At 63.0% G+C, this 22,341-nt stretch carries 19 protein-coding genes; 8 read left to right on the top strand and 11 right to left on the bottom strand.

Translation table 11 applies throughout. From position 1 onward, the window contains the following. Genes FJ972_RS18840 through FJ972_RS18850 form a run of 3 tightly spaced genes read left to right on the top strand, consistent with a single transcriptional unit; the run spans position 1 to position 2,608 of the window. The gene (locus tag FJ972_RS18840; RefSeq protein WP_140522148.1) at positions 1-783 is read left to right on the top strand and encodes an ABC transporter permease; all 783 of its coding nucleotides are present in this window, start codon (positions 1-3) and stop codon (positions 781-783) included. Then, complete coding sequence (locus FJ972_RS18845; RefSeq protein ID WP_140522146.1) at positions 780-1,844, top strand: ABC transporter ATP-binding protein; 1,065 nt, start codon at positions 780-782, stop codon at positions 1,842-1,844. Before FJ972_RS18840 ends, FJ972_RS18845 begins: the two co-directional genes overlap by 4 nt. A gap of 2 nt (positions 1,845-1,846) precedes the next feature. Then, positions 1,847-2,608, top strand: coding sequence for an MBL fold metallo-hydrolase (locus FJ972_RS18850; protein WP_140522144.1), 762 nt, complete (start codon positions 1,847-1,849; stop codon positions 2,606-2,608). Positions 2,609-2,626: 18 nt separating this feature from the next. Here FJ972_RS18850 and FJ972_RS18855 read toward each other — a convergent pair whose 3' ends face one another. After that, on the bottom strand, positions 2,627-2,791 hold the full coding sequence (locus FJ972_RS18855; protein ID WP_181165112.1) for a hypothetical protein: 165 nt from the start codon (positions 2,789-2,791) through the stop codon (positions 2,627-2,629). A gap of 318 nt (positions 2,792-3,109) precedes the next feature. Here FJ972_RS18855 and FJ972_RS18860 point away from each other — a divergent pair, with 318 nt between their 5' ends. Continuing rightward, the gene (locus FJ972_RS18860) at positions 3,110-3,883 is read left to right on the top strand and encodes an NAD kinase (protein ID WP_140522140.1); all 774 of its coding nucleotides are present in this window, start codon (positions 3,110-3,112) and stop codon (positions 3,881-3,883) included. A gap of 203 nt (positions 3,884-4,086) precedes the next feature. Next, entirely contained in the window at positions 4,087-5,670 is a 1,584-nt protein-coding gene (locus FJ972_RS18865; protein ID WP_181165113.1) for a DEAD/DEAH box helicase, read from the top strand. Between the two features lie 71 nt (positions 5,671-5,741). On the opposite strand, the gene FJ972_RS18870 is transcribed toward FJ972_RS18865, so the two are convergent. After that, positions 5,742-6,347 (bottom strand): hypothetical protein, encoded by a 606-nt coding sequence (locus FJ972_RS18870; protein ID WP_140522198.1) that lies wholly within the window; start codon positions 6,345-6,347, stop codon positions 5,742-5,744. Positions 6,348-6,688: 341 nt separating this feature from the next. Here FJ972_RS18870 and FJ972_RS18875 point away from each other — a divergent pair, with 341 nt between their 5' ends. Further along, positions 6,689-7,273, top strand: a complete 585-nt coding sequence (locus tag FJ972_RS18875) for an HXXEE domain-containing protein (protein ID WP_210239457.1) — start codon at positions 6,689-6,691, stop codon at positions 7,271-7,273. 102 nt (positions 7,274-7,375) lie between these two features. Here the strand turns inward: FJ972_RS18875 and FJ972_RS18880 are convergent, their stop codons facing one another. The 7 genes from FJ972_RS18880 to FJ972_RS18910 form a co-directional block, all read right to left on the bottom strand. After that, positions 7,376-8,026, bottom strand: coding sequence for an OmpA family protein (locus FJ972_RS18880; RefSeq protein ID WP_140493627.1), 651 nt, complete (start codon positions 8,024-8,026; stop codon positions 7,376-7,378). Positions 8,027-8,178: 152 nt separating this feature from the next. After that, positions 8,179-8,547, bottom strand: a complete 369-nt coding sequence (locus tag FJ972_RS18885) for a GFA family protein (protein ID WP_140493629.1) — start codon at positions 8,545-8,547, stop codon at positions 8,179-8,181. Positions 8,548-8,673: 126 nt separating this feature from the next. Continuing rightward, positions 8,674-9,045 carry a hypothetical protein gene (locus FJ972_RS18890; RefSeq protein ID WP_140493631.1) on the bottom strand — a complete coding sequence of 124 codons (372 nt, stop codon included), beginning with the start codon at positions 9,043-9,045 and terminating at the stop codon, positions 8,674-8,676. Positions 9,046-9,353: 308 nt separating this feature from the next. Continuing rightward, the gene (locus FJ972_RS18895) at positions 9,354-9,773 is read right to left on the bottom strand and encodes a GFA family protein (protein WP_140517633.1); all 420 of its coding nucleotides are present in this window, start codon (positions 9,771-9,773) and stop codon (positions 9,354-9,356) included. A 37-nt stretch (positions 9,774-9,810) separates the two neighbouring features. Beyond that, positions 9,811-10,942 (bottom strand): peptide chain release factor 2 gene (gene prfB, locus FJ972_RS18900; RefSeq protein ID WP_140493636.1). Its coding sequence is split into 2 segments (ribosomal slippage): positions 9,811-10,875 and positions 10,877-10,942, totalling 1,131 coding nucleotides; the frame shifts between segments, so codons are not numbered across the junction. 124 nt (positions 10,943-11,066) lie between these two features. Beyond that, positions 11,067-13,523 carry a penicillin-binding protein 1A gene (locus tag FJ972_RS18905; RefSeq protein ID WP_140522136.1) on the bottom strand — a complete coding sequence of 819 codons (2,457 nt, stop codon included), beginning with the start codon at positions 13,521-13,523 and terminating at the stop codon, positions 11,067-11,069. A gap of 213 nt (positions 13,524-13,736) precedes the next feature. After that, positions 13,737-14,987, bottom strand: coding sequence for an N-acetylmuramoyl-L-alanine amidase (locus FJ972_RS18910; RefSeq protein ID WP_140493640.1), 1,251 nt, complete (start codon positions 14,985-14,987; stop codon positions 13,737-13,739). 650 nt (positions 14,988-15,637) lie between these two features. On the opposite strand from FJ972_RS18910, the gene FJ972_RS18915 reads away from it, so the two are divergent. Beyond that, positions 15,638-18,586 (top strand): Rne/Rng family ribonuclease, encoded by a 2,949-nt coding sequence (locus FJ972_RS18915; protein WP_140522134.1) that lies wholly within the window; start codon positions 15,638-15,640, stop codon positions 18,584-18,586. A 93-nt stretch (positions 18,587-18,679) separates the two neighbouring features. Here the strand turns inward: FJ972_RS18915 and FJ972_RS18920 are convergent, their stop codons facing one another. Then, positions 18,680-19,609, bottom strand: coding sequence for a glutaminase (locus tag FJ972_RS18920; protein WP_140517635.1), 930 nt, complete (start codon positions 19,607-19,609; stop codon positions 18,680-18,682). Between the two features lie 4 nt (positions 19,610-19,613). Then, positions 19,614-20,762, bottom strand: a complete 1,149-nt coding sequence (locus FJ972_RS18925; RefSeq protein ID WP_140522132.1) for a pyridoxal phosphate-dependent aminotransferase — start codon at positions 20,760-20,762, stop codon at positions 19,614-19,616. 146 nt (positions 20,763-20,908) lie between these two features. Here FJ972_RS18925 and FJ972_RS18930 point away from each other — a divergent pair, with 146 nt between their 5' ends. After that, complete coding sequence (locus tag FJ972_RS18930; protein WP_140522130.1) at positions 20,909-22,300, top strand: M48 family metalloprotease; 1,392 nt, start codon at positions 20,909-20,911, stop codon at positions 22,298-22,300. The last annotated feature ends 41 nt before the right edge of the window (positions 22,301-22,341 follow it).

Below are 22,341 nucleotides of genomic sequence, written 5' to 3' on the forward strand. Positions count from 1 at the left end.
ATGCGCCTGATCGTCCGAACCGCTTCCGGTCTCTACGCGATCGCCATCTATTCCTTCATTTTCCTGCCGGTGGTCGTGCTCGTGCTGTTCTCGCTGCAGGCAACCTCCTTCCCCATCCCGCCCTTCACCGGCCCGTCGCTGCGCTGGTACCAGGCCGTCCTGTCCGATACGCGGCTGACCTCGGCGCTGGTGAACTCGCTGCTGGTGGCCGTCCTTTCGTCGCTCGCGGCCGTCACGCTCGGCTTCCTCAGCGCCTGGGCGTTCGCGCGCTTCGTGCTGCCGGGTTCGGCCCTGCTGCGAGGGTTGATCACGCTACCGCTTACCGTCAGCTATCTCATCATCGGCATGGGGCTGCTGGTGCTGTTCAACTGGGCCGGCGTGCCGAAATCGCTGATGGCCGCGGGCATCGGCCATGTCGTGATCAACCTGCCGCTCTGCTTCGCCATCGTCTACAGCCAGATGGGCGACCACCAGATCAACATCGAGCGCGCCGCGCGCGATCTCGGCGCGCCGGAATGGAAAGTGCTGCTCTTGATTACTGTGCCTGTCATGGCGCCGGCCATCTTCGCCGGCTTCTTCCTGTCGATGACCTTTTCCTGGGACGAATTCGTGATCTCCTTCCTGCTGACACGCTTCGAAACCACGCTGCCGGTCGAAATCTGGAACCTCTTACGCTCCGGCCTCAACCCCAAGACCAACGCAATCGGCTCGCTGGTGTTCGCCGTCTCCATCGTGCTGGTGGTGCTGTTCGAATTGACATTGCTGCGGAGGAAGCCGGCATGAGCGCGCCCCTGGTCGACATCCGCGGGGTCTCGCACCGTTTCGGCCAGCTGGCGGTGCTGAAAGACGTATCGCTGCGGATCGAGCCCGGTAGCTACACCATCCTGCTCGGACCGTCGGGCTCCGGCAAGACGACGCTTTTGTCGATTTTGGGCGGCTTCGTCACACCGAGCGAAGGCAAGGTGTTCATCCGAGGCGAGGACTGCACCGCCGTTCCGCCGGCAAAGCGCCCGACAACGACGGTGTTCCAGGATTATGCGCTGTTTCCGCATATGAGCGTCGGCGGCAATGTCGGTTTTGGCCTGCGCATGCAAGGCGTCGATGGCGCGACACGCGCCGCGCGGGCGCGTGAGACGCTGGCGCTGGTCGGGCTGGATGCCGCCTTCGACAAGAAGCCGCACCAGCTCTCCGGCGGCCAGCGGCAGCGCGTAGCGCTGGCGCGCGCACTGGTGATCGAGCCCGCCGTGCTGCTGCTCGACGAGCCGCTCGGCGCGCTCGACCTCAAACTGCGCCGGCAGATGCAGGACGAATTGAAAGCGATCCAAAAGCGCGTCGGCACCGCCTTCATCCATGTCACCCACGACCAGGAAGAAGCGATGGCGCTGGCCGACCACTGCGTGGTGATGAGTGACGGCCGCATCGAGGACGAAGGGCCGCCCGAACGCGTCTATGCGCGCCCAAAGACACGCTTTTCGGCGACTTTCATGGGCGAGAGCACCATTCTTCGCGGAACGGTGGCGGAGATGATGGACAGGACAAGCACTGTCGCGACACAGGTCGGGCCGGTCTCGGCGTCCGGAGCGTTGCCGGTGGGATCGGCGGTTGCCTTGGCCATCCGGCCGGAGCACCTTGCCCTGGGCGCGACCTCAGGCGCCACAAAGCTGGGCAAGGCGCAGGTCAGCGATGTCGTTTTCCAGGGCAGCTTCAAGCGCGTGCTCGCGGTCTCCGCTGAAGACGCCACGCTGCAATTCATCGCCAAACTGCCCGCGACGTCCGTCGTGCAGCCGGGCGACACGGTCTCGGTTTCCTGCGATACAGACAAGATCATCCTGCTGACGGATTGAACATGGGCATGCTTGCGGTCGTCGACGCACCTGACTGGTACGAAACCATCGGCATGGGCGACGGTGTCACGCTAATCCACGAGCCATGGATCAAACCGTTCTTCCGCTGCAATATGTGGCATGTGCGCGGCCGCGACCGCGACCTGCTGTTCGATACCGGGCTTGGCCATTTCAGCCTCAGGCGCCATGTGCCGCTGGTCAGCGAGCGCAAGCTCACCTGCGTCGCCAGCCACACGCATTTCGATCATATAGGCTGCCACCATGAATTTCCCGAACGTTGCGTGCATGCGGCCGAGGCTGAAATCCTCGCCGATCCGCGCAACGAATGGACGGTGGCTGACCGCTACGCCAATGAAGAGATGTTCGATCGCCAGCCGGAAGGTTGGGACACGGCGCGCTATCGCATCATGCCCGCCCCGGCGGACCGCCTGCTCGAACATGGCGACATCGTCGACCTCGGCGATCGCGCCTTCGAGGTGATCCACACGCCCGGCCATTCGCCAGGCGGCATCGCGCTGTACGAAAAGAAGACCGGCATCCTGCTTTCCGGCGACATCATCTATGACGGCCCGCTGATCGACGACGTCTACCATTCCGATATCGGTGATTATTTGGGGACGATGTTTGGCATGCGCGGCCTCGACGTCTCGGTCGTGCATGGCGGCCATTTCCCGAGTTTCGGCAAGGTGCGCTATCGCCAGCTGATCGACGAGTATCTGGCACAGAAACGCCAGGCCGGCTGCCATCTGCAACCAGGCTCCTAGCAGTCAGCTTGTTTTGACCTACAGCGCCCTTTGCGGACAAGGCATACCGGCGGCGTTGCCGCAGCGCGAGGCCGTGGGCAAGGGCCTGAGGCTTGTTTCTTCCGAGCGGCGCACCAGTTCGGCGAAGACAAGCGCGAAGCTTCCCAGCACGACGGAGATGATGATCAGGCGTGTTACCAGCAATATGTTGGTCCCGGCTGGCGCGTGTCCCCGGAATCGGGCTCGACTCTCGAAGGATTCACGCACGATCAAAAGTGCCACAGCGTCTTTCGTATCCTGAAAGGCATAAGATCGCTGTGGGCGCCCCCACGCCACCATGCCGGCTAACATGATCGATGCGGCTTTACGAGAGTTTAAGCCCGGCCTTAACCATCACATTGGCTCGTTCCCTGATATGATTCGCGACTGCCGGTTCGAACCGCACGTCTGCGGGCTCTCTTTGCACACAGGCCCGCCCATGCTACCCCGGCCCAGCCGCCAACCGGTCACCGTCGGGGAGCCATGAGCAAAGCCGCCAACAGCATCGCCTTCGTCTCGTCCGGCACGCCTGACGCCAAAGCGGCGCTGGAAAGCCTGTCGGCGCGCTATGGCCAGCATTCGGTCGCGGAAGCCGAGGTCGTCGTGGCCCTGGGCGGCGACGGTTTCCTGCTGCAAACTTTGCGCGATACGATGGGGACCGGCAAAAAGGTCTACGGCATGAACCGTGGCACAATCGGCTTCCTGATGAACGAATACCGTTCCGGAGGTCTCGCCGAGCGCATCGCGGCCGCGGTCGCCGAAACGATCCGTCCGCTGGAGATGCAGGCCGTTACCTCGGATGGCGAAACCGTCTCGGCGCTGGCCATCAACGAAGTGGCGTTATGGCGCCAGTCCTATCAGACGGCCAAGATCCGCATCACCATAGATGACCAGGTACGGCTCGAGGAACTGAATTGCGACGGCGTGATGATCGCCACGCCGGCCGGCTCCACCGCCTACAACCTTTCGGCGCATGGGCCCATCCTGCCGCTCGACGCGCCGCTGCTGGCGCTTACCCCCGTCAGCCCGTTTCGCCCCCGCCGCTGGCGCGGCGCTTTGCTTTCCAACAAGGCAACCGTGCGCTTCGATATACTAGAGGCGGAAAAGCGGCCGGTGAACGCCGCCGCCGACCATACGGAGGTCAAGGCCGTAGCTTCCGTGACGGTGAGGGAATCTGCGACGGCGACCGCAACTTTGCTGTTCGATCCCAATCACTCCTGGAACGAACGCATACTGGCGGAACAGTTCCGTTATTGAGCCGATATTGAGCCGGCGCGCGGATAAGCGGCCGGATCAGACATAGTAATTAAGGTTACGACTTCACAATCGAGCCATTGCCGGCCGTTTGTGTTGACAAATCGCGGGCTTGCGCCTAGTTGCAGTGATGATCTTGCGGGCGCGCGGCGCCTGCCGCGACGGATGCCGTTGCGCTTCCCCGAACAGCCAAAGACAGCCAGAACTTGTCCTCAGACACCCAGACCGCTCAAGAAGCGTTGACTTTCGCGGACCTCGGCCTATCGCCGAAGGTCCTTTCCGCAGTCACCGACGCCGGCTACCTCAAGCCGACGCCGATCCAGGCCGGCGCCATTCCGCACGCGCTTCTGGGCAAGGATGTGCTTGGCATAGCACAGACCGGTACCGGCAAGACCGCCTCCTTCGTGCTGCCGATGCTGACACGACTGGAAAAGGGCCGCGCCCGCGCCCGCATGCCCCGCACGCTGATCCTGGAGCCGACCCGCGAGCTTGCGGCGCAGGTCGAGGAAAACTTCATCAAATACGGCAAGAACCACAAGCTCAACATCGCACTGCTGATCGGCGGCGTGTCGTTCGACGAACAGGACAAGAAACTGGAGCGTGGCGCCGACGTGCTCATCGCGACGCCCGGCCGCATGCTCGACCACCGCGAGCGCGGCAAGCTCTTGCTCAACGGCGTCGAGATCCTCGTCATCGACGAAGCCGATCGCATGCTCGACATGGGCTTCATTCCCGATATCGAGCGTATCTGCGAGATGATCCCCTTCACCCGGCAGACGCTGTTCTTCTCGGCGACGATGCCGCCCGAGATCACCAAGCTGACCGAAAAGTTCCTGCACGCGCCGGTGCGCGTCGAGGTTTCAAAGGCCGCCTCCGCCGCGACCAACATCATCCAGCGGCTGGTGAAGTCCGGTTCCAAACCCTGGGACAAGCGCGAGACGCTGCGCAACCTGATCAAAGCCGAGGATGCGGAGCTGAAGAACGCCATCATCTTCTGCAATCGCAAGATCGAGGTGTCGGAGCTGTTCCGCTCGCTGCTGAAATATGATTTCGACGCCGGCGCGCTGCATGGCGACATGGACCAGCGCGCACGCATGCAGATGCTGGCAAATTTCCGGGACGGCAAGCTTCGGTATCTGGTCGCCTCCGACGTGGCGGCGCGCGGCCTCGATATTCCCGATGTCAGCCACGTCTTCAACTATGACGTGCCGATCCACGCCGAGGATTACGTCCACCGAATCGGCCGTACCGGCCGCGCCGGGCGCTCCGGAAAATCCTTCACCATCGCGACCAAGTCCGACACCAAGTATATCGACGCCATCGAACGGCTGATCGGCACCAAGATCGAGTGGCATGACGGTGACCTGTCGACGGTGGTGGCCAGCGAAGGCGAGGACGAAGCTCCGCGCCGTGGCCGCGGTGCACCGCGTCGTGCCGGCCGCAAGGACGACGACCGCAAGGACAGGGGCGAGCGCAAGAGAGGCGGACGCCAGGCCAAGCATGGCGAAGACGCGGCACCGGAAACCGTGCGCGAGGAACAGCCGGTCGCGGCCGAGGAAACGGTCGCCGACACTGGTGAGCGGCGCACGCGCAAGGACGCTATCCGCTCGGAAAATTCCGAGCGCAAGAGCTCCGCGGCGCGCAGCGAGCGACGTGCACCGGAACGTGGCGACACCAGGCCCCAGCGCGATGACCGTCGCCCTGCCCGCAACCGAGAAGACGAAAACGACGCCACCGTTGGCTTCGGCGACGACATGCCCGCCTTCATGCGCATCGTCGCCAAGGGCTGACCGACGAGTGGTTCCAAGACAAGACGGCCATCCGGCTTGCCCTCCCGGCAAGCTCCTGGCTGGGGTCGCCGTTACATCGGCCCGGGCATCATCTTGGTCGGTTTCTCCAACATCGGAAACTCGGCCTTGTTGCATTTCACGTTCGGGTTCGTCGGACTGAACATGCCGTTGGGATTATCACCCAGCCAGGCGTGAAGATCGTAGTGGACGAACTCCCTCGGGATGAGCGGATAGTGTCCCTCCATCGGACCCATGAAGGTTTGGCCAAACAGCTTCGGTGGCTCTTTGACGTCCGGCGTCAGCGGCACAAGCCATTCCGCCCCGACCAGGCGCAGACCGTTTTTCGTCGGCTCGTAGATCAGCACATTGGGGCGCATCGGGTCGAGTTTTTGGCCGACACTTGGGACGTTGACGAAATGGATGCCCATGGCGCCTTTCGGGTAGTACATCGCTCCGGATATCTTTTCTCCGCTATAGTAGACGCAGCCGACCGTCGACAGATAAAGGTCGCGGACGGCCGCAGTGTAGTCCTCATATTTGGCGAGCGACTTTTTCAAGGCGCCGATGTCAGCTTTGTTGGCATCCTCGGCCCGAGCCGCCGCGACGCCCAACCATGCGCTTACAAGACCTGTTAAAACGAGGACGCCGCAGCGCCCGAGGCTAGCTGTTCTTGTCATGCATTCCTCCCAGATTTTTTTGATCTGGCCGTGCAAGACCGAGGCTGAAAAAGAAATGCTTATTGCGCGGCCAGGTGTACCGCCTCATCCCCTCCGGAACAGCGACGATGCTATTCCTTTCCATGGCTGCGGGAAAGCGGTTATTTAGGACTGGCTAATTCTCTGGCGCGCCAATCTCAATCTGAGAGCGGCGGGTCGCGGCCGGTGAAGCTGTTGCCGTCATCGCCGAGCGACGCCACCGTTGGCTTCGGCGACGACACACCGGCATTCATACGCATTGTCGCCAAGGTCTGATATCGTCGTGTGTTGCAAGGACGCACGGCCTCGCCGAAGATGGCGTGATGAAGCGTCTGGTGGAAGATTGGGTCTATGGTGGCGTGCTCGCCGGCCTCACTCTGTGCGTGGTGGCGATCGGGCTGGCTGCTCGATTGGAGACAGCCGAGCTCGCCGTCTTCCTGCTGATCCCGATTTACATGCTCCACCAATACGAGGAGCATGCCGAGGACCGGTTCCGGCTTTTCGTCAACAAGATGCTCGGCGGTGGGGCGCCGCTGCTTACCCGCTTCGATGTCTTTGTGATCAACGTACCGGGTGTATGGGGCATCTATTCCCTGGTTTTCACCCTCGCTGTCACGGTCAATGCCGGGATAGGGCTGATCGCCGCCTACACCACCCTGATCAACGCTTTGGTTCACGTCGCGCAGGCCATCAGGATGCGCAGCTACAACCCCGGGCTCATCACCGCAGTTGTCTTGTTCGTACCCGCATCCATCTGGTCGATCCTGACGCTTTCCGGTTCGGGAACGGGCTTCCATATCCTTGGACTTACGGTCGGGCTGCTCATTCATGGACTGATCGTTGCCCATGTCGTCCGGCGGCAGCGCCTGACCCAACGAGCGACGGTCGATAAGCCGACCTCACCGTAACATCATGGAAGAACCCGGGGGCCGCAGGCCTGGCCGTCGGTCGCATTTTGCAAACAAAAACGGCCCCTTGCGAGGCCGTTTTTGCATTCTGATCGATGCTGCTCAGGTGAGCGGCGAAAGCTGGATCTCGACGCGACGGTTTTGAGCGCGACCCTCGGCGGTGGCATTGGACGCTACCGGACGGGTCTTGCCGAATCCCGTAACGGCGAAGCGGCGCGAATCGACGCCCTGGCCAGCCAGGTAGTTGGCGACCGCCAGCGCGCGGCGCTGCGACAGATCGAAATTATGCTGGTCGCCGCCGGTCGAATCGGTATGGCCGAACACGTCGACCGTGGTCTGCTTGAACTTCTTCAGCACCAGCGCGACCGAATTCAGCACCTGGTAAAAGCCGGGCTTCACCGCATCCTGATCGACGTTGAAGGTGATATCGGACGGCATATTAAGGATGATCTGGTCGCCGGAGCGGGTGACGCTGACGCCTGTGCCCTCCAACTGCCGGCGCAGTTCGGCTTCGTTCTGGTCCATGGTGGCGCCGATGGCGCCGCCGGCCAGCGCCCCGATGCCGGCGCCGATCAGCGCGTTGCGACGATCATTGCCGCCCGCAAGCAGGCCAAGGCTGGCGCCGGCCAAGGCGCCGAGGCCGGCACCGGCCGCCGTGTTGGAAATTTTCTGGTCGCCGGTATACGGATCGGTGGTGGTGCAGGCGCTCACCAGCACAGCCGTCGCCACGACGACGAGCACGGTCTTCTTCATAGGATTGTCCCTCTCCAAGTCACGCCTTGCGATGGCGCCAAATCAGCCCTTCGCGCGACTTGTACCATGAAATGCGGCGAAAAGCGGAACGGGAAAACACCGGCAACGGCTTTTCCCCGGGGCACGATTTTCCCGATTGGGCGTCCAGGAATCTACCAGAGATTCTTGCCGTCGATGGCCACCACTTCGACCTTGTCCAGGTCGAAATCGTCGAACAACCGCGAGTTGACGCTGATCTTGGGATTGTCGAAATCCGGCTCTCCGCTCGACCAGTCCGGTGTTTCGGTGAAGGTCCCGCAGCCGCAGGTGTCGCAAAAACCGTGCTTAACGGTCTTCGATCCCCACTGATAGAAGGAAACATTCTTCTGCGGCGTGAGGAGCTTGAACTGCGCAGGAGTGTAGTAGGCCCAAAGCGAGCCGCGTTTCGAGCAGAACGAACAAGTGCACTGCGTCAGCGTCTGCGGCGCTTGCGAAACCTCGAATATCGTCGCCTTGCAGTGGCAGCTTCCCTTGATGGTCATGGACGTCACCTCTCCCTTGTCCGCCGCCCGCAGGCAACGCAACACAAAGGAGCGGTCCTGGCAACCGTCCGTCAGCAGGCCCCCGCCCATCGCGGTCCGGGCCGGTCGCCGCTGCGCTTCCCGGGCCTAGTAGGAGCGCGGCGGCACGAACAGGCAGATCGTCTTACCGGCGTCTAGACCCGCTTGATGCGCGCACCAGTGGAATTCGCCGTCCGGGCTGTCCTTCACACGCTTGTCGGTCATCGGGACAACTTCCCCCGTGCCGGCGATCACATAACCCTCGGGTTTTTCCAAAACCTCGCCAGTATGGGCCGTGCGGCAATCGTAGTTAGCGCAGCATGCGAATGGATAGCTCCAACCCAGCGGCTTCGCCGCTGTAGGCTTGGCGTCGTGGGCGAAGGCAGGCGCCATCGGCAACGCAATCGCTGCGATTGCAAGCAGGCAGAGCATGAGTCGGCCCACCGCGGCCCGAGCCGATTTTGATGGGGCAGCAGACATGGAAGCGCTCCTTTCGACGAGCATCAAGCGTTTCGCTTGCCCGTTCCTGAAGCGTGTCTTCCCAGCGGCCGGATCGTCAGCAGGCATTTCTGCCGCGCCCGGCCATAGATGCTTTTGTCTCCCCTCGACCATGGATGGTGGGCCGATTTGTGAGTCGGCGCAAGAAACCACTGCATGCCGATGTCGCAGGCTGAATGCCGCGCATCGGCAACAGAAAACAGGCGCCGTCTCTCGATTGGATAGGCAGGCACAACCATGCCCAGCAGACGGGATCGCAGATAACGAGATTCAGCGAGAGAAGTTCCGGCCTATTCGCCAGCAGGTCCTGTGATCACGTGTTCGTCATACTGCGGCAGGCCGTCGCTGATCGTGTACCACGGCGCCTTGGAACCGACGAAGATATGCTCGGTCGGGCGGATGCTCGGGTTGTCGACGAGCGTTCCCATCGCGACATGGACGAAGGCGCCCTGGCGCACGACCGAATAGAGCAGCGAACCGCACCGCTTGCAGTGCGCGTCATGGCCGTTGTCGTCGCCGAAGACCAGCAACATGTCGTGGCCCTTGGTCAGGACAAACTTGGCGCGTTCGATGCCCGCGAAGGGCTTGAAAGCCGAACCTGTCGTGCGCCGGCAGTTCGAGCAATGGCAATTCGCCGCGTACAGGAACTCGTCAGCGACCGCATAGTGCACCGCGCCGCAGAAGCACTTTCCAACAAGCTTGCGAGCCATCATCCAATCCAAATGTGTGGCACTGTAGGCGCCGGCCCTAATCCAGGTCCGCCACCGCTTCCCCAGCACCACCCTCGATGCGTTGCGACAGCGAGGCTTCCATGAAGTCATCGAGGTCGCCATCGAGCACGCTCGACGGGCTGGTGCTTTCGACGCCAGTACGCAGATCCTTCACCAGCTGATAGGGCTGCAGCACGTAGGAGCGGATCTGGTGACCCCAGCCAATGTCGCTCTTCGATGCTTCGGTGGCGTTGGCGACGGCTTCGCGCTTCTTCAGCTCTTCCTCGTAAAGCCGCGAGCGCAGCATCTCCCAGGCCTTTGCCCGATTTTTGTGCTGCGAACGTTCGGCCTGGCAGGCGACCGCTATACCGGTGGCGAGATGGGTAATGCGCACCGCCGAATCGGTGGTGTTGACGTGCTGGCCGCCTGAACCGGACGAACGATAGGTGTCGATGCGCACGTCGGATTCGGAAACGTCGATCTCGATCGTATCGTCGATGACGGGATAGACCCAGACGCTGGCGAAGGACGTGTGCCGGCGCGCGTTGCTGTCATAAGGTGAAATGCGCACCAGCCGGTGGACGCCGGACTCCGTCTTCAGCCAGCCATAGGCATTGTGGCCCTTGATCAGCAGCGTCGCGGACTTGATGCCGGCTTCTTCGCCGTCATGCACTTCCAGCACCTCTACCTTGAAGCGGCGGCGCTCGGCCCAGCGCGTGTACATGCGCAGCAACATCGAGGCCCAATCCTGGCTTTCGGTGCCGCCGGCGCCTGCGTGGATTTCGAGATAGGTGTCGTTGGCGTCGGCTTCGCCCGACAGCAGCGTCTCGACCTGGCGGGCCTTCGCCTCGCCTTGCATCGAGCGGATCGCTGCCTCAGCCTCGGCAACGACGCTCTCGTCGCCCTCTTCCTCGCCGAGTTCGATCAGGCCGATATTGTCTTCCAGCGCCTGGGTCAGGCCCCTGACCGCCGCGATGCCTTCCTCGAGGCCCTGGCGCTCGCGCATCAGCTTCTGCGCTTCCAGCGGTTCGTTCCAGAGGCTGGCGTCCTCGGCGCGGACGTTGAGATATTCAAGCCGCTTTATGGCCTGATCCCAGTCAAAGATGCCTCCTCAGCAGGGTAATCGCCTGCCTGATCTCGTCGACAATATTCTGCGTTTCCGCGCGCATGGCCTGGTGTTTTATCCTGTTGCTGAAAGTGACGCCTGGTCGGCGCGATACATAGGGACGGCGCCGCCGCCTGTAAAGCAAATTGGACCGGCCCAGGGCCGGCCCAATCCTGCATGCATACCCGTCAGTAGAGGCCGCCGCCGCCCGACTGGATGGCCTGGTTGGCCTGAGGCGACAGCGCGCCGCCGGAGGCATTGGACCCGACGGCGCCCATGCCGATCACCCAATAGCTGTCGGCTGGCCCGGTGCCCGGCTTGAAGGCCTCGATGATGGTGCCGGGATCGCCCGAATTGGCCCGCATGCCGGTCTTGCGGTTGATGGCGACCAGATTCATGCCTTCGGGAACCTTGAAGTCGACATTGGGCGTGCCATCCAGCGCCACGCGCATGAAATCCTTGAAGATAGGAGCGGCGAGGCCGCCGCCGGTGGCGCCATGGCCAAGGCCGCGCGGCGTGTCGTAGCCCATATAGAGGCCGACGACGAGGTTTGGCGTGTAACCGATGAACCAGGCGTCCTTTTCGTCGTTGGTGGTGCCGGTCTTGCCGGCGATGTGGCGTCCGAGCTCGGCGATGGTGGCGCCGGTGCCGCGCTGGACGACGCCTTCCATCATCGAGGTGATCTGGTAGGCGGTCATCGGATCGAGAACCTGTTCGGAATTATCGACAAGCTCAGGTTCGGGCTGGTTCTGCCATTCGGCCGCGTTGCAGCCTTCGCAGCCGCGTTCGTCCTGCTTGAAGACGGTCTTGCCGTAGCGGTCCTGGATACGGTCGATCAATGTCGGCTTGATCGACTTGCCGCCATTGGCCATGATCGAATAGGCCGAAACCATGCGCATCACCGTCGTCTCGCCGGAGCCCAGCGCCATCGGCAAATACGGCGCCAGATGGTCATAGACGCCGAAGCGCTCGGCGTATTCGACGACCAGCTTCATGCCCATGTCGTTGGCGAGGCGCACAGTCATCAGATTGCGCGACTTTTCGATGCCGGAGCGCAGGGTCGCCGGACCGGCGACCGTGCCGTCGTAGTTCTTCGGCGTCCAGGTCGTGTTGCCGCTCTGGATGGTAATCGGCCCGTCCATGATCACCGACGCCGGCGTATAGCCATTGTCGAGCGCCGCGGAATAGACGATCGGCTTGAACGAAGAGCCGGGCTGGCGCATGGCCTGGGTGGCGCGGTTGAACTCCGACTGCGCGTAGGAGAAGCCGCCGACCATGGCCAGCACGCGGCCGGTGTGTGGATCCATGGCGATCAGGCCGCCTTCCACTTCGGGGACCTGGCGCAGGCTGTAGGCGTCGTCGGAGCCTTCGTTCTTCTGGACGAAGACGACGTCGCCCGGCTTCAGCACATCGGCCGGCGACTTGGCCCTGACCGTCTTGCCGCCGACCACATGGCGCATGGCAAAGCCCATGTCTTCCTTGCTGACGGTGCCTTCGACGCGCTCCTTGACGATGTCGCCCGACGCCTGGCGTGCCGGCTGCAAGCCAATCGACAGGCCGGATGCCGAACTGTCGAGCACGACTGCGAGCTTCCATTCGGGAACGTCTTCCAGTCCCTTCACATTGCCCAGCGGCACACCCCAGTCGCCGGACACGTCGATCGTCTTTAGCGGCCCGCGGTAGCCGCGCAGCGTGTCGTATTTGATCAAGCCGTTCTGCATCGCCTTGCGGGCGATGAGCTGGATCTTCGGGTCGAGCGTGGTGCGGACGGACAGGCCGCCTTCATAGAGCGCGTTCTCGCCGTAGCGGGCGATGATCTGGCGGCGCACCTCCTCGGTGAAGTATTCGCCGGCGAACAGATAGGTGCCGTTGCGGCGCGGTGTGACGCCGAGGGGCTCCGCCTTGGCCTTGTCGCCTTCCTCGCGCGTAACGTAGCCGTTCTCGACCATCTGGTCGATGACCCAGTTGCGGCGCTCAAGCGCGCGGTCGGCATGCTTGAAGGGGTGATAATTGTTCGGCCCCTTGGGCAGCGAGGCCAGATAGGCGGCCTCGGCCACGGTCAGTTCGTTCACCGACTTGTCGAAATAAGTGAGCGCGGCACCCGCCACGCCATAGGCGCCGAAACCGAAGAAGATTTCGTTGAGGTAGAGTTCGAGAATGCGGTCCTTGGAATAGGCCTGCTCGATGCGGAAGGCGAGGATCATTTCCTTGATCTTGCGCTCGTAGGTCTGGTCCGAGGTCAGCAGAAAATTCTTCGCCACCTGCTGGGTAATCGTCGAGGCGCCAACCTGACGCCTGCCCGAGCCGAAATTCTGCAGGTTGACGATGATAGCGCGGCCCAGGCCGGTCACGTCAATGCCGGGGTGGTTGTAGAAATTCTTGTCCTCGGCCGACAGGAAGGCCGCCTTGACGCGGTCGGGGATGGCCTGGATCGGCAAATACAGGCGCCGTTCGCGCGCGTACTCGGCCATCAGCGCGCCGTCCGAGGCATGGATTCGGGTGGTCACCGGCGGCTCGTACTTGGCCAGCACCTCATAGTCGGGCAGATCCTTGGACAAATGCCCGATATAGATGGCAACCCCCGCCGCGACCAGCAGGGCCAGCGTCGTGCCGATACCGAAGAAATAGCCAATGAGACGAATCATGCCCGCTCCAGTCCTTGGTTCGGGAATTTCCTAAACGAAGCCGCCTTCCGCGCAAGCATTCGAGCCGGTCCCAACCCGTAATCGAAAACCCATGTCGCTACCATGTGGGCAAAATACGGCAAGGCCGGATTTCGCGGCCGTGAGTCGGAAATAAAAGCGTCGGGTGTTGTCGCCGCGCAACGCTGCCTGTGGTTGCAGGCGTCGTCAGGCATTTCAGCCCCCGGTTCCCGTTCCGGCACGCGCGGAAGCGAACAGCGCGACGGCGTTGGTGATGCTTTGCGCCGCCTTGCCGCGCCAGTCGGCGTCGAGCAGTTGCGCCTCGTCCTTGGCATTCGAGAGATAGCCTAGTTCGACCAGCACGGAGGGGACGTCAGGCGCTTTCAGCACCTTGAATCCCGCGGAACGCTGCGGATTGTTGATGAGGCCGACGCTGGTCGACAACTGGCCGACCAGCGTGTGGGCGAAACTCATCGAAAAGGTGTGGGTCTCGCGGCGGATCAGGTCGATCAGGATATCGGTGACTTCCTTGTTGTCGTCCTTGATCACCATGCCGGCGAACTGGTCCGAGAGATTTTCACGGTCGGCAAGCGCCTGCGCTTCCGGATCCGAAGCCTTGTCGGAAACGGTATAGACGGTCGCGCCACGGATGCCCTTGAGGCTGATGGTGTCGGCATGAATGGAGATGAGCAGGTCGGCCTCATGCTGGCGAGCGATGCGCACGCGGTCGTCCAGCCGCAAATATTCGTCGGTGTCGCGCGTCATGAAGACATCGTATCTGCCGACGGCGGCGAGCTTGTCGCGCAGTTCCGTGGCGAAAGCCAGCGTGACGTTCTTTTCGACGGTGCCGTTCAGGCCCTCGGCACCGCCATCGACGCCGCCATGGCCCGGATCGATGACGACGGTGAAGCGATGGCCCGGATTGGAGACCGGCCCGGTGCCGACCCGCCCGCCCTTGTCGGTCGAAACCGTGGAACCGGTGGTCAGCGCCTGATTGGCAAGGGCAGTGTCGAACTCGCGTTCGGAGGCCGCCGACATGTCGATGGCGATGCGGTAGCCCGCGCCGTCCTCGTTCTTGAGAACATCGAGCTTGTCGACCGCGAACGGCCCCTTCCCGGTGAGAACCAGCCGCGACACGCCTGCCTCCAACTCACCCAGGCGCACGCCCTTGACCAGCCCGCGAGGCTTCAAATCCTTGGCATCGATGGCTAACTTCGTATTCGCCAGATCGATGACCAGACGATTGGGCCCGCGCAAAAGGAACCATTTGACGTCGGGCTCGCGGTCGAAATCCATGACGATGCGCATCTTGGTGGCATCGCCCGCCATCTTGTAACCGGTTGCCGTGAGCGGGGCATCGGCGGCGTTGGCGACCAACGAAATGGTCATCGACAGCAGGAGGCAGAAGATCGCGAGCAAACGGCCGCCGGCACGACTGCCCTTGTCTGTGAAGCCTGCCAGTCCCATCTCTTTGCAGTCGCTCCCGGTTTGGCGCCAAGGCGCCCGGTCATGTAGTCGAAGTGCCGGTTAGGCCGCGAACTCGATTAACGATTGGTATCCAGAGAAGGTTAACCAAGCCTTTTCACGCGAGGCCCGGACCCGTGCTTACGTGGCGGAACCGCTTTTGCCGGCGTCGGAAAACGGGGTTGCCTTCCAACCCGCCAAATCATAAAAGCGATAGTGGATCACTGCAATCCTGGAACCGCCCTCCTCCGCAGCTTCCCGCTACAGGTGAGACGAAAGGCGGCTCCTTTCGCTCCATGCGAGAAGGGTTCAGGTGATCGCGACGAATTTCGCAGGTGTGCGCCCGTGGCGGGGGAATCGCCTGCGTGAGGAAAACGGCCGGGTTTGTCCCGCGCCGGCTCTGTATGAGCAAACAAGCTGGTCCGGTTTCCGGGCTTTGGTTCAAAAGGTTCTGCTGGTGACGATGGCTTCAAGCGCAATCATGGAAAGGTCCGCATCAAACCGCGCCAATATGGCTGCGGGCGGCACCGCCATGGCGCGCAGGCACCGTCCGGCGGACATTCAGACATCCGGCACCCACATTCATCCAGACACACAGCAGCGGCCCTTGCGCCGCAAGCTGCGGCTGACGGCTGCCGGGGGGAAACGAAATAATGCCCAACAAAATGCTGATAGACGCCTCCCACCCGGAGGAAACACGCGTTGTCGTCGTACGCGGTAATCGTATCGAAGAATTCGACTTTGAATCACAGGACAAGAAGCAGCTCAAAGGAAACATCTATCTCGCCCGCGTAACGCGCGTCGAACCCTCCCTTCAGGCAGCCTTTGTCGAATATGGCGGCAACCGTCACGGTTTCCTCGCCTTCAGTGAAATACACCCCGACTACTACCAGATCCCCGTCGCCGACCGTCAGGCGCTGCTGCGCGCCGAAGCGCAGGAAGCCGAGGACGAGGACGATGAGGACGGCGAAGGCGACGACCGCCAGAGCCGCGATCGCGGCCGGCGCGGGCGCCGGCGCGGCGGCAAGGGCCGCGACCGCGCAGAACACAAGCGCGATGCGAGCGGGGCCGATGCCGACGAGGCAACCGAAACGGCCGGCGAGGCAGGCGACGCCGACAATGGCAATGACGCCGTCTCGGAGAACACTTCCCACGGTTCGGAAACCATCGAACATGCGGCCGATATCCCGGAACAGGCCGCGGATGCATCCAATCATGGCGAAGCCTCCCCCGAGCAGAGCGACGAATCGTCCGGACAGGACGAAGGCGAGACCCGCGAGGGCGGCCCGACGTCGATCGCCGCCTCCGTCGACGCCGACGTGATTTCCGAACCCGTCCCGCTGACGGAACAGGGCAGTGAATCCAGCGACGATGATCGCGGCATGCTGGAAGAGGTTCAGTCTTCGCATCCGGACGATCACGAGGTCGAATCGGTCGGCGCCGAGGATGCCCTGGAGGAAGCGCGCAACCGCCGTAAGCCGATGCGCCGCCAGTACAAGATCCAGGAAGTGATCAAGCGCCGCCAGATCCTGCTGGTGCAGGTTGTCAAGGAAGAGCGCGGCAACAAGGGCGCAGCGCTCACCACCTATCTGTCGCTTGCCGGCCGCTATTCCGTGCTGATGCCGAACACGGCGCGCGGCGGCGGAATTTCGCGCAAGATCACCAGTGCTGTGGACCGCAAGCGCCTCAAGGAAGTGGTCGCCGATCTCGAAGTGCCGCAAGGCATGGGCGTCATCCTGCGCACCGCAGGCGAGAGCCGCACCAAGGCCGAGATCAAGCGCGATTACGAATATCTGATGCGGCTTTGGGAGAACGTGCGCAATCTCACGCTCCAGTCCACGGCCCCTGCCCTCGTCTACGAGGAAGGCAGCCTGATCAAGCGTTCGGTGCGCGACCTCTATAACAAGGACATCGACGAGATCCTCGTCTCCGGCGAAGAGGGCTACCGCGAGGCCAAGGACTTCATGCGCATGCTGATGCCGAGCCACGCGAAGGTGGTTCAGCCGTTCCGCGATACGACGCCGATCTTCGTGCGCAATGGCATCGAGGCGCAGCTTGACCGCATGCTGCAGCCGCAAGTGACGCTGAAGAGCGGCGGCTACATCATCATCAACCAGACCGAGGCGCTGGTCGCCATCGACGTCAATTCGGGCCGCTCGACCAAGGAGCACTCGATCGAGGACACCGCGCTCCACACCAATCTGGAAGCGGCGGAGGAAGTCGCCCGCCAGCTCAGGCTGCGCGACCTTGCCGGCCTGATCGTCATCGACTTCATCGACATGGAGGAGAACCGCAACAACCGTGCCGTCGAGAAGCGGTTGAAGGATCATCTCAAGAACGACCGCGCGCGCATCCAGGTCGGCCGCATCTCGCATTTCGGCCTGATGGAGATGTCGCGCCAGCGCATCCGCGCCAGCGTGCTGGAATCGACCATGAAGCCTTGCCCGCATTGCGGCGGCACCGGCCATGTGCGCTCCGATTCGTCTGTCGCGCTGATGGTGGTCAGGGCGATCGAGGAGTTCCTGCTCAAGGATTCGCGCAGCCACATCACGGTTCGCACGCCCGCGGCGACCGCGCTCTATGTGCTCAACCACAAGCGCGGCACGCTGGTGGAACTGGAAAGCCGCTTCGGCCTGACCATCACGCTCGAGGCCGACGACACGGTCGGTTCGCAGCATTATGCGATCTTCCGCGGCGCGCTGGCCGAAAAGCCTGAAGGCTTCGTCGAGGCACGCACCCTGCCGGCCTATGTCGAACCGGAAGAGCCCGAGGATGAGACCATCGTCGAGGAGGAAAACGAAGCACCGGCCCAGGCCGAACAGCCGCGTCAGCCGCAGCAAGGTCAGCACCAGCAGAGGCCCGGCGAAGAGGGCGAAGGCCGCGACCGCAAGCGCCGCAAGCGTCGCAGACGCCGCGGCGGCAAGGATCGCGATCGAGAACATGGCCACACCGACGGTGCTTCCGTGTCGGCGCAGGCCGACGAGTTGTCCACATCGGAAAGCCCGGTGAGCCGTGACGAGGCGGAAGCCGGCGACGAGGCTCCGGTCCCCGCGGCCGGAACTGCCGAAACGGCGGAAGCATCCGACGAGGGCCAGGGCAAGAAGCGTCGCCGCGGCAAGCGCGGCGGCAAACGCAACCGGCGCGAGGACGGCGAAGGCGAGGCCGAGGCAAGCGCCGATGAAGCGACCGAACCTTCCGGGGTCGATGCTTCCGAAAGCGAGCCTGCGATCGAGCCGGTAACCGTCGTGGCTGCGGAAGAGCCGGTGGCTCCAGTGAGCGACGAGGCGACGACCGCCGAGAAGCCCAAGAAGCCGCGGCGCGCAGCCAAGCCGAAGAAGGCAGCCGCCGAGGCTGTCGCCGAGGAGCCGATCGCTGAACTGGCCGTTCCGGCACCCGCCGAGACGCCAGCCACGGCATCGGACGAGGCGGCGGCAGCGACCGCCGAGGAAACACCGAAGGCCCGTCCGTCACGACGCAAGCCGGCGGCCATCGATGCGCCGATCGTGCCGGTGGTTTCCTCGACCGTCGCCGAAGAGCCGGAAACCAAGACCGAAGAGAAGCCGAAGCGCGCCGGCTGGTGGCAGCGGAAAGGTTTCTTCTGAGATTTCAGCCCTTTGAACTGACTTCCTGAATAAAAAAAATCCCGCGCCGGTCGAAAGACGGCGCGGGATTTTCATATCCGGTTTGCCGGAACGTTACGGCGCGAAGATCGACCAGTTCATCATCCTGGCAAGCTTTTCCAGGGCGATCGAGCCCAGCTTGGAATTGCCGTTGGCGTTGAGGCCGGGCGACCAGACGGCGAGCGAGGCGACGCCGGGCACGATGCCCAATATGCCGCCGCCGACGCCGCTCTTGCCCGGAATGCCGACGCGGAAGGCAAAATCACCGGAGCCGTCATAGTGGCCGCAGGTCAGCATCATGGCGCCGATGCGGCGTGCCCGCTCGACCGACACCACGGAATGTCCGGTCGCCGGATTTTTGCCGCCATTGGCGAGGAACCGGCCGGCCATCGCCAGCTGCCGGCAGCTCATGGCGATGGCGCAATGGTGGAAATAGACGCCGAGCGCCAGCTCCGGCGCATGATGAAGATTCCCGAAGGATTTCATGTAGTTGGCGAGCGCGAAGTTGCGATAGCCGGTGGCGCGCTCCGACGCTGCCACCTCGCGGTCGATGATGATGGTCTCGTCGTCGGCGAGGAACTGGATGAAGCGCAGGATCTCGCCGATCGCCTCGCGCGGCTGGTGGCCGGCAAGCAGGATGTCGGAGATGACAATGGCGCCGGCATTGATGAAGGGATTGCGCGGAATGCCGTTCTCATGCTCGAGCTGCACGATCGAGTTGAACGGATTGCCCGAAGGCTCGCGCCCTACCCGCTTCCACAGCGCGTCGCCGACATTGCCCAGCGCCAGCGTCAAGGTGAACACTTTCGAGATGCTCTGGATCGAAAAGGGCTGGTCGGCGTCGCCCGCCATCAGCACACGGCCGTCATTGGTGACGGCTGCGATGCCGAATTTCTTGGGATCAACCTTGCCGAGTTGCGGGATATAGGTGGCGACCTCGCCGCGATCGGTGCGTTCGGCCATTTCGACCGCGACTTCGGCCAGGGCCTGCTCGAGTTCCGGCATGGATCTACCTCAGCCAGCGTTCGATGCGCGCCAATGCCTCGACCATGTCGTCATGGCTGCCGGCATAGGAGAAACGCATGGTGCGGTGCCCGGCCTGGGTGTCGAAATCACGGCCGGGCGTGGCCGCGACATGCGCTTCGGCCAGCATCTTGCGGGCGAAAGCCATGCTGTCATTGCTGTGCCTGGTGACGTCGCAAAAGGCATAGAAGGCGCCATCCATCGGTGCTGTGAGCGGAAAACCGAGCTCCGGCAGACGCTTCATCAGGAGCTCGCGGTTCCAGGCATAGCGACCCTTGACCGCTTCTAGCTCCTCGGTAGCGGCAAAGGCCTCGATTGCGGCGACCTGCGACAGTTCCGGCGGCGAGATGTAGAGGCTCTGCGCAATGCGCTCGATGGGCCGCACCAGCGCTTCCGGCAGCACCATCCAGCCGATGCGCCAGCCGGTCATGCAATAGTATTTCGAGAAGGAGTTGATCGCCGTGACACCGGTGCCAAAGGCGAGTGCCGTGGTGTCGGGCGCCGCATAGGCCAGCCGGTGGTAGATCTCGTCGGAGATGACGGCAATGCCGAGCGCCTCCGCCGTCCGGACCAGGTCCGCGAGATCATCGGCCGGAATGACCGCGCCGGTCGGGTTGGCGGGACTTGCGAACAGCACGCCCTTCAGCGGTTTTTCGCGATGCGCGGTCTCCAGGTGAGCGGCATGAAGATAGGCCGCGTCGCCGAGCTCTATCTCGATCACTTCGATGCCGAGCGCCGCCATGATGTTGCGATAGGCGGGGTAGCCCGGCGCTGCGATGGCGACCCGGTCACCAGGATCGAACATTGCCAGGAAGGCGAGATTGAAGGCGGCCGAGGATCCCGTCGTGACCGCGATCCGGTCGGGCGCGACATCAAGCCCATAGTGATCCCCATAGTGTTCCGCGATCGCCTTGCGCAATCCAGCCAGGCCCAGCGCATCGGTATAGCCAATGCGCCCGTCCTGCAAAGCCCTGGCCGCCGCGGCACGAACGCGGGCCGGAGCCGGATCGGACGGCTGGCCGACGGCCATGGAAATGACCGGCGCGCCCGTCGCTCTCAGCCGGTTCGCCTCGGCCAGCACATCCATGGCGTGGAAGGGTTCGACATTGCCACGGCGTGAGAGCGAAACGACCATTTTGACCTCGATCCGACGATTGAGCGCACCACGTCCTGGCGCATGCGCCGCACAAATGCCCGATTGGTGTGAGGATCACAAGTTGAGGAAGTTTTTCCGGTGCCGACTTTTCATCTTTCGCCCGCTCGTCTACCAGTGGACACGTCATGTTGAGCCGACCCAAATCGATGGTTGCCCGGGCAGCGCGCGTCGTTGCGACGCTTTCGCTTGGCGTCGCCGTCGCGGTGTCTGGTTCCATCAGCGCCTTCGCCCAGAACGTGCCGGTGGTGCGCGATGCCGAGATCGAGGCGCTGGTGCGCGACTACGCCCGCCCGATCTTCAAGGCCGCCGGTCTGGCGAATGACGGCATCGACATCGTCCTGGTCAACGACCAGAGCTTCAACGCGTTCGTCACCGGACGCCGGCTGTTCATCAACACGGGCGCCTTGATGGAAGCCGAAACGCCCAACGAGATCATCGGCGTCATCGCCCACGAGGCCGGCCACATCGCCGGCGGCCACCAGCAGAAACTGCGTGACCAGCTCGAGCGCGCCAAGACGATGGCCATCATCGCAACCTTGCTGGGCGCTGGCGCCATGGTCGCCGGGGCGACCACCAACAGCCGCGGACTTGCCGGCGCCGGCGTGGGCGTGGCGGCTGGCGGCGGCGAGATGGCGCAGCGCAGCATTCTCGCCTATCAGCGCACCGAGGAGATGACGGCCGACCGCTCGGCGATCACCTATCTCAACGCCACCGGCCAGTCCGGCATGGGCATGCTGAAGACGTTTCAGCGTTTCCAGACGGCCTTGTCGCTGTCGGGCGCGCAGGTCGATCCCTACCGGATCAGCCATCCAATGCCGCGCGATCGAATCTCCAACCTCGAAGTGCTGGTCAAGCAGAGCCCCTATCTCGACAAGGTCGATGCGCCGGCACTGCAATTGCGCCACGACATGATGCGGGTGAAGATCGCTGTCTACATGGAAGGCCAGGCCGCCGCGTCGCGGCTGATGCGAAAGATGCAGGGCAGCCTTGCCGCGCAGTATGGCGAGGCCCAATCGGCCTATCTTTTCGGCAACATCGCCACCGCACTCGCCAAGACCAACGCCTTGATCAAAGCCCAGCCCGGCAACGCCTATTTCCAGGAATTGCGCGGCGATATATTGATGAAGGCGAACAAGCCCAAGGAAGCTGCCGATGCCTACGCCAAGGCAGTCAGCCTCGACAAGGCGCGATCTGGATTGCTGCCGGTTTCGCTCGGCCAGGCGTTGATGGCGACGGGCACCCCAGACGCTCTGAAAAAGGCCGTGGTGCAGATCAACAACGGCTTGCGACGCGACAAGGAAAATTCCGTGGGATACCGCTATCTGGCGCAGGCCTATGGCGAATTGGGAGACATACCGGGCGCCGAGCTCGCCACGGCCGAGGGTCATTTCTATTCCGGTAACTACAAGGATGCGAAGATCTTCGCCATGCGAGCGCAGCAGCAACTCAAACGCGGCGAGCCGCGATGGATACGCGCCCAGGACATCATAAACTACAAGCCGTCGGGCAAGGTATAGTGAACCTTCCGGCCGTGCGCTGCGACGCAGCCAGGCCGGAA

Origin of the sequence: Mesorhizobium sp. B2-1-1 (genome assembly GCF_006442975.2) — a bacterium.
In the GTDB taxonomy this organism is placed as follows: domain Bacteria; phylum Pseudomonadota; class Alphaproteobacteria; order Rhizobiales; family Rhizobiaceae; genus Mesorhizobium.

What these genes read in the sequence shown, in the direction of transcription:
- FJ972_RS18840 (WP_140522148.1), top strand. Translation starts at nt 1, where the DNA reads ATGCGCCTGATCGTCCGAACCGCTTCCGGTCTCTACGCGATCGCCATC.
- FJ972_RS18845 (WP_140522146.1), top strand. Translation starts at nt 780, where the DNA reads ATGAGCGCGCCCCTGGTCGACATCCGCGGGGTCTCGCACCGTTTCGGC.
- FJ972_RS18850 (WP_140522144.1), top strand. Translation starts at nt 1,847, where the DNA reads ATGGGCATGCTTGCGGTCGTCGACGCACCTGACTGGTACGAAACCATC.
- FJ972_RS18860 (WP_140522140.1), top strand. Translation starts at nt 3,110, where the DNA reads ATGAGCAAAGCCGCCAACAGCATCGCCTTCGTCTCGTCCGGCACGCCT.
- FJ972_RS18870 (WP_140522198.1), bottom strand. Translation starts at nt 6,347, where the DNA reads ATGACAAGAACAGCTAGCCTCGGGCGCTGCGGCGTCCTCGTTTTAACA.
- FJ972_RS18875 (WP_210239457.1), top strand. Translation starts at nt 6,689, where the DNA reads ATGAAGCGTCTGGTGGAAGATTGGGTCTATGGTGGCGTGCTCGCCGGC.
- FJ972_RS18880 (WP_140493627.1), bottom strand. Translation starts at nt 8,026, where the DNA reads ATGAAGAAGACCGTGCTCGTCGTCGTGGCGACGGCTGTGCTGGTGAGC.
- FJ972_RS18885 (WP_140493629.1), bottom strand. Translation starts at nt 8,547, where the DNA reads ATGACCATCAAGGGAAGCTGCCACTGCAAGGCGACGATATTCGAGGTT.
- FJ972_RS18890 (WP_140493631.1), bottom strand. Translation starts at nt 9,045, where the DNA reads ATGTCTGCTGCCCCATCAAAATCGGCTCGGGCCGCGGTGGGCCGACTC.
- FJ972_RS18895 (WP_140517633.1), bottom strand. Translation starts at nt 9,773, where the DNA reads ATGGCTCGCAAGCTTGTTGGAAAGTGCTTCTGCGGCGCGGTGCACTAT.
- FJ972_RS18905 (WP_140522136.1), bottom strand. Translation starts at nt 13,523, where the DNA reads ATGATTCGTCTCATTGGCTATTTCTTCGGTATCGGCACGACGCTGGCC.
- FJ972_RS18910 (WP_140493640.1), bottom strand. Translation starts at nt 14,987, where the DNA reads ATGGGACTGGCAGGCTTCACAGACAAGGGCAGTCGTGCCGGCGGCCGT.
- FJ972_RS18915 (WP_140522134.1), top strand. Translation starts at nt 15,638, where the DNA reads ATGCCCAACAAAATGCTGATAGACGCCTCCCACCCGGAGGAAACACGC.
- FJ972_RS18920 (WP_140517635.1), bottom strand. Translation starts at nt 19,609, where the DNA reads ATGCCGGAACTCGAGCAGGCCCTGGCCGAAGTCGCGGTCGAAATGGCC.
- FJ972_RS18925 (WP_140522132.1), bottom strand. Translation starts at nt 20,762, where the DNA reads ATGGTCGTTTCGCTCTCACGCCGTGGCAATGTCGAACCCTTCCACGCC.
- FJ972_RS18930 (WP_140522130.1), top strand. Translation starts at nt 20,909, where the DNA reads ATGTTGAGCCGACCCAAATCGATGGTTGCCCGGGCAGCGCGCGTCGTT.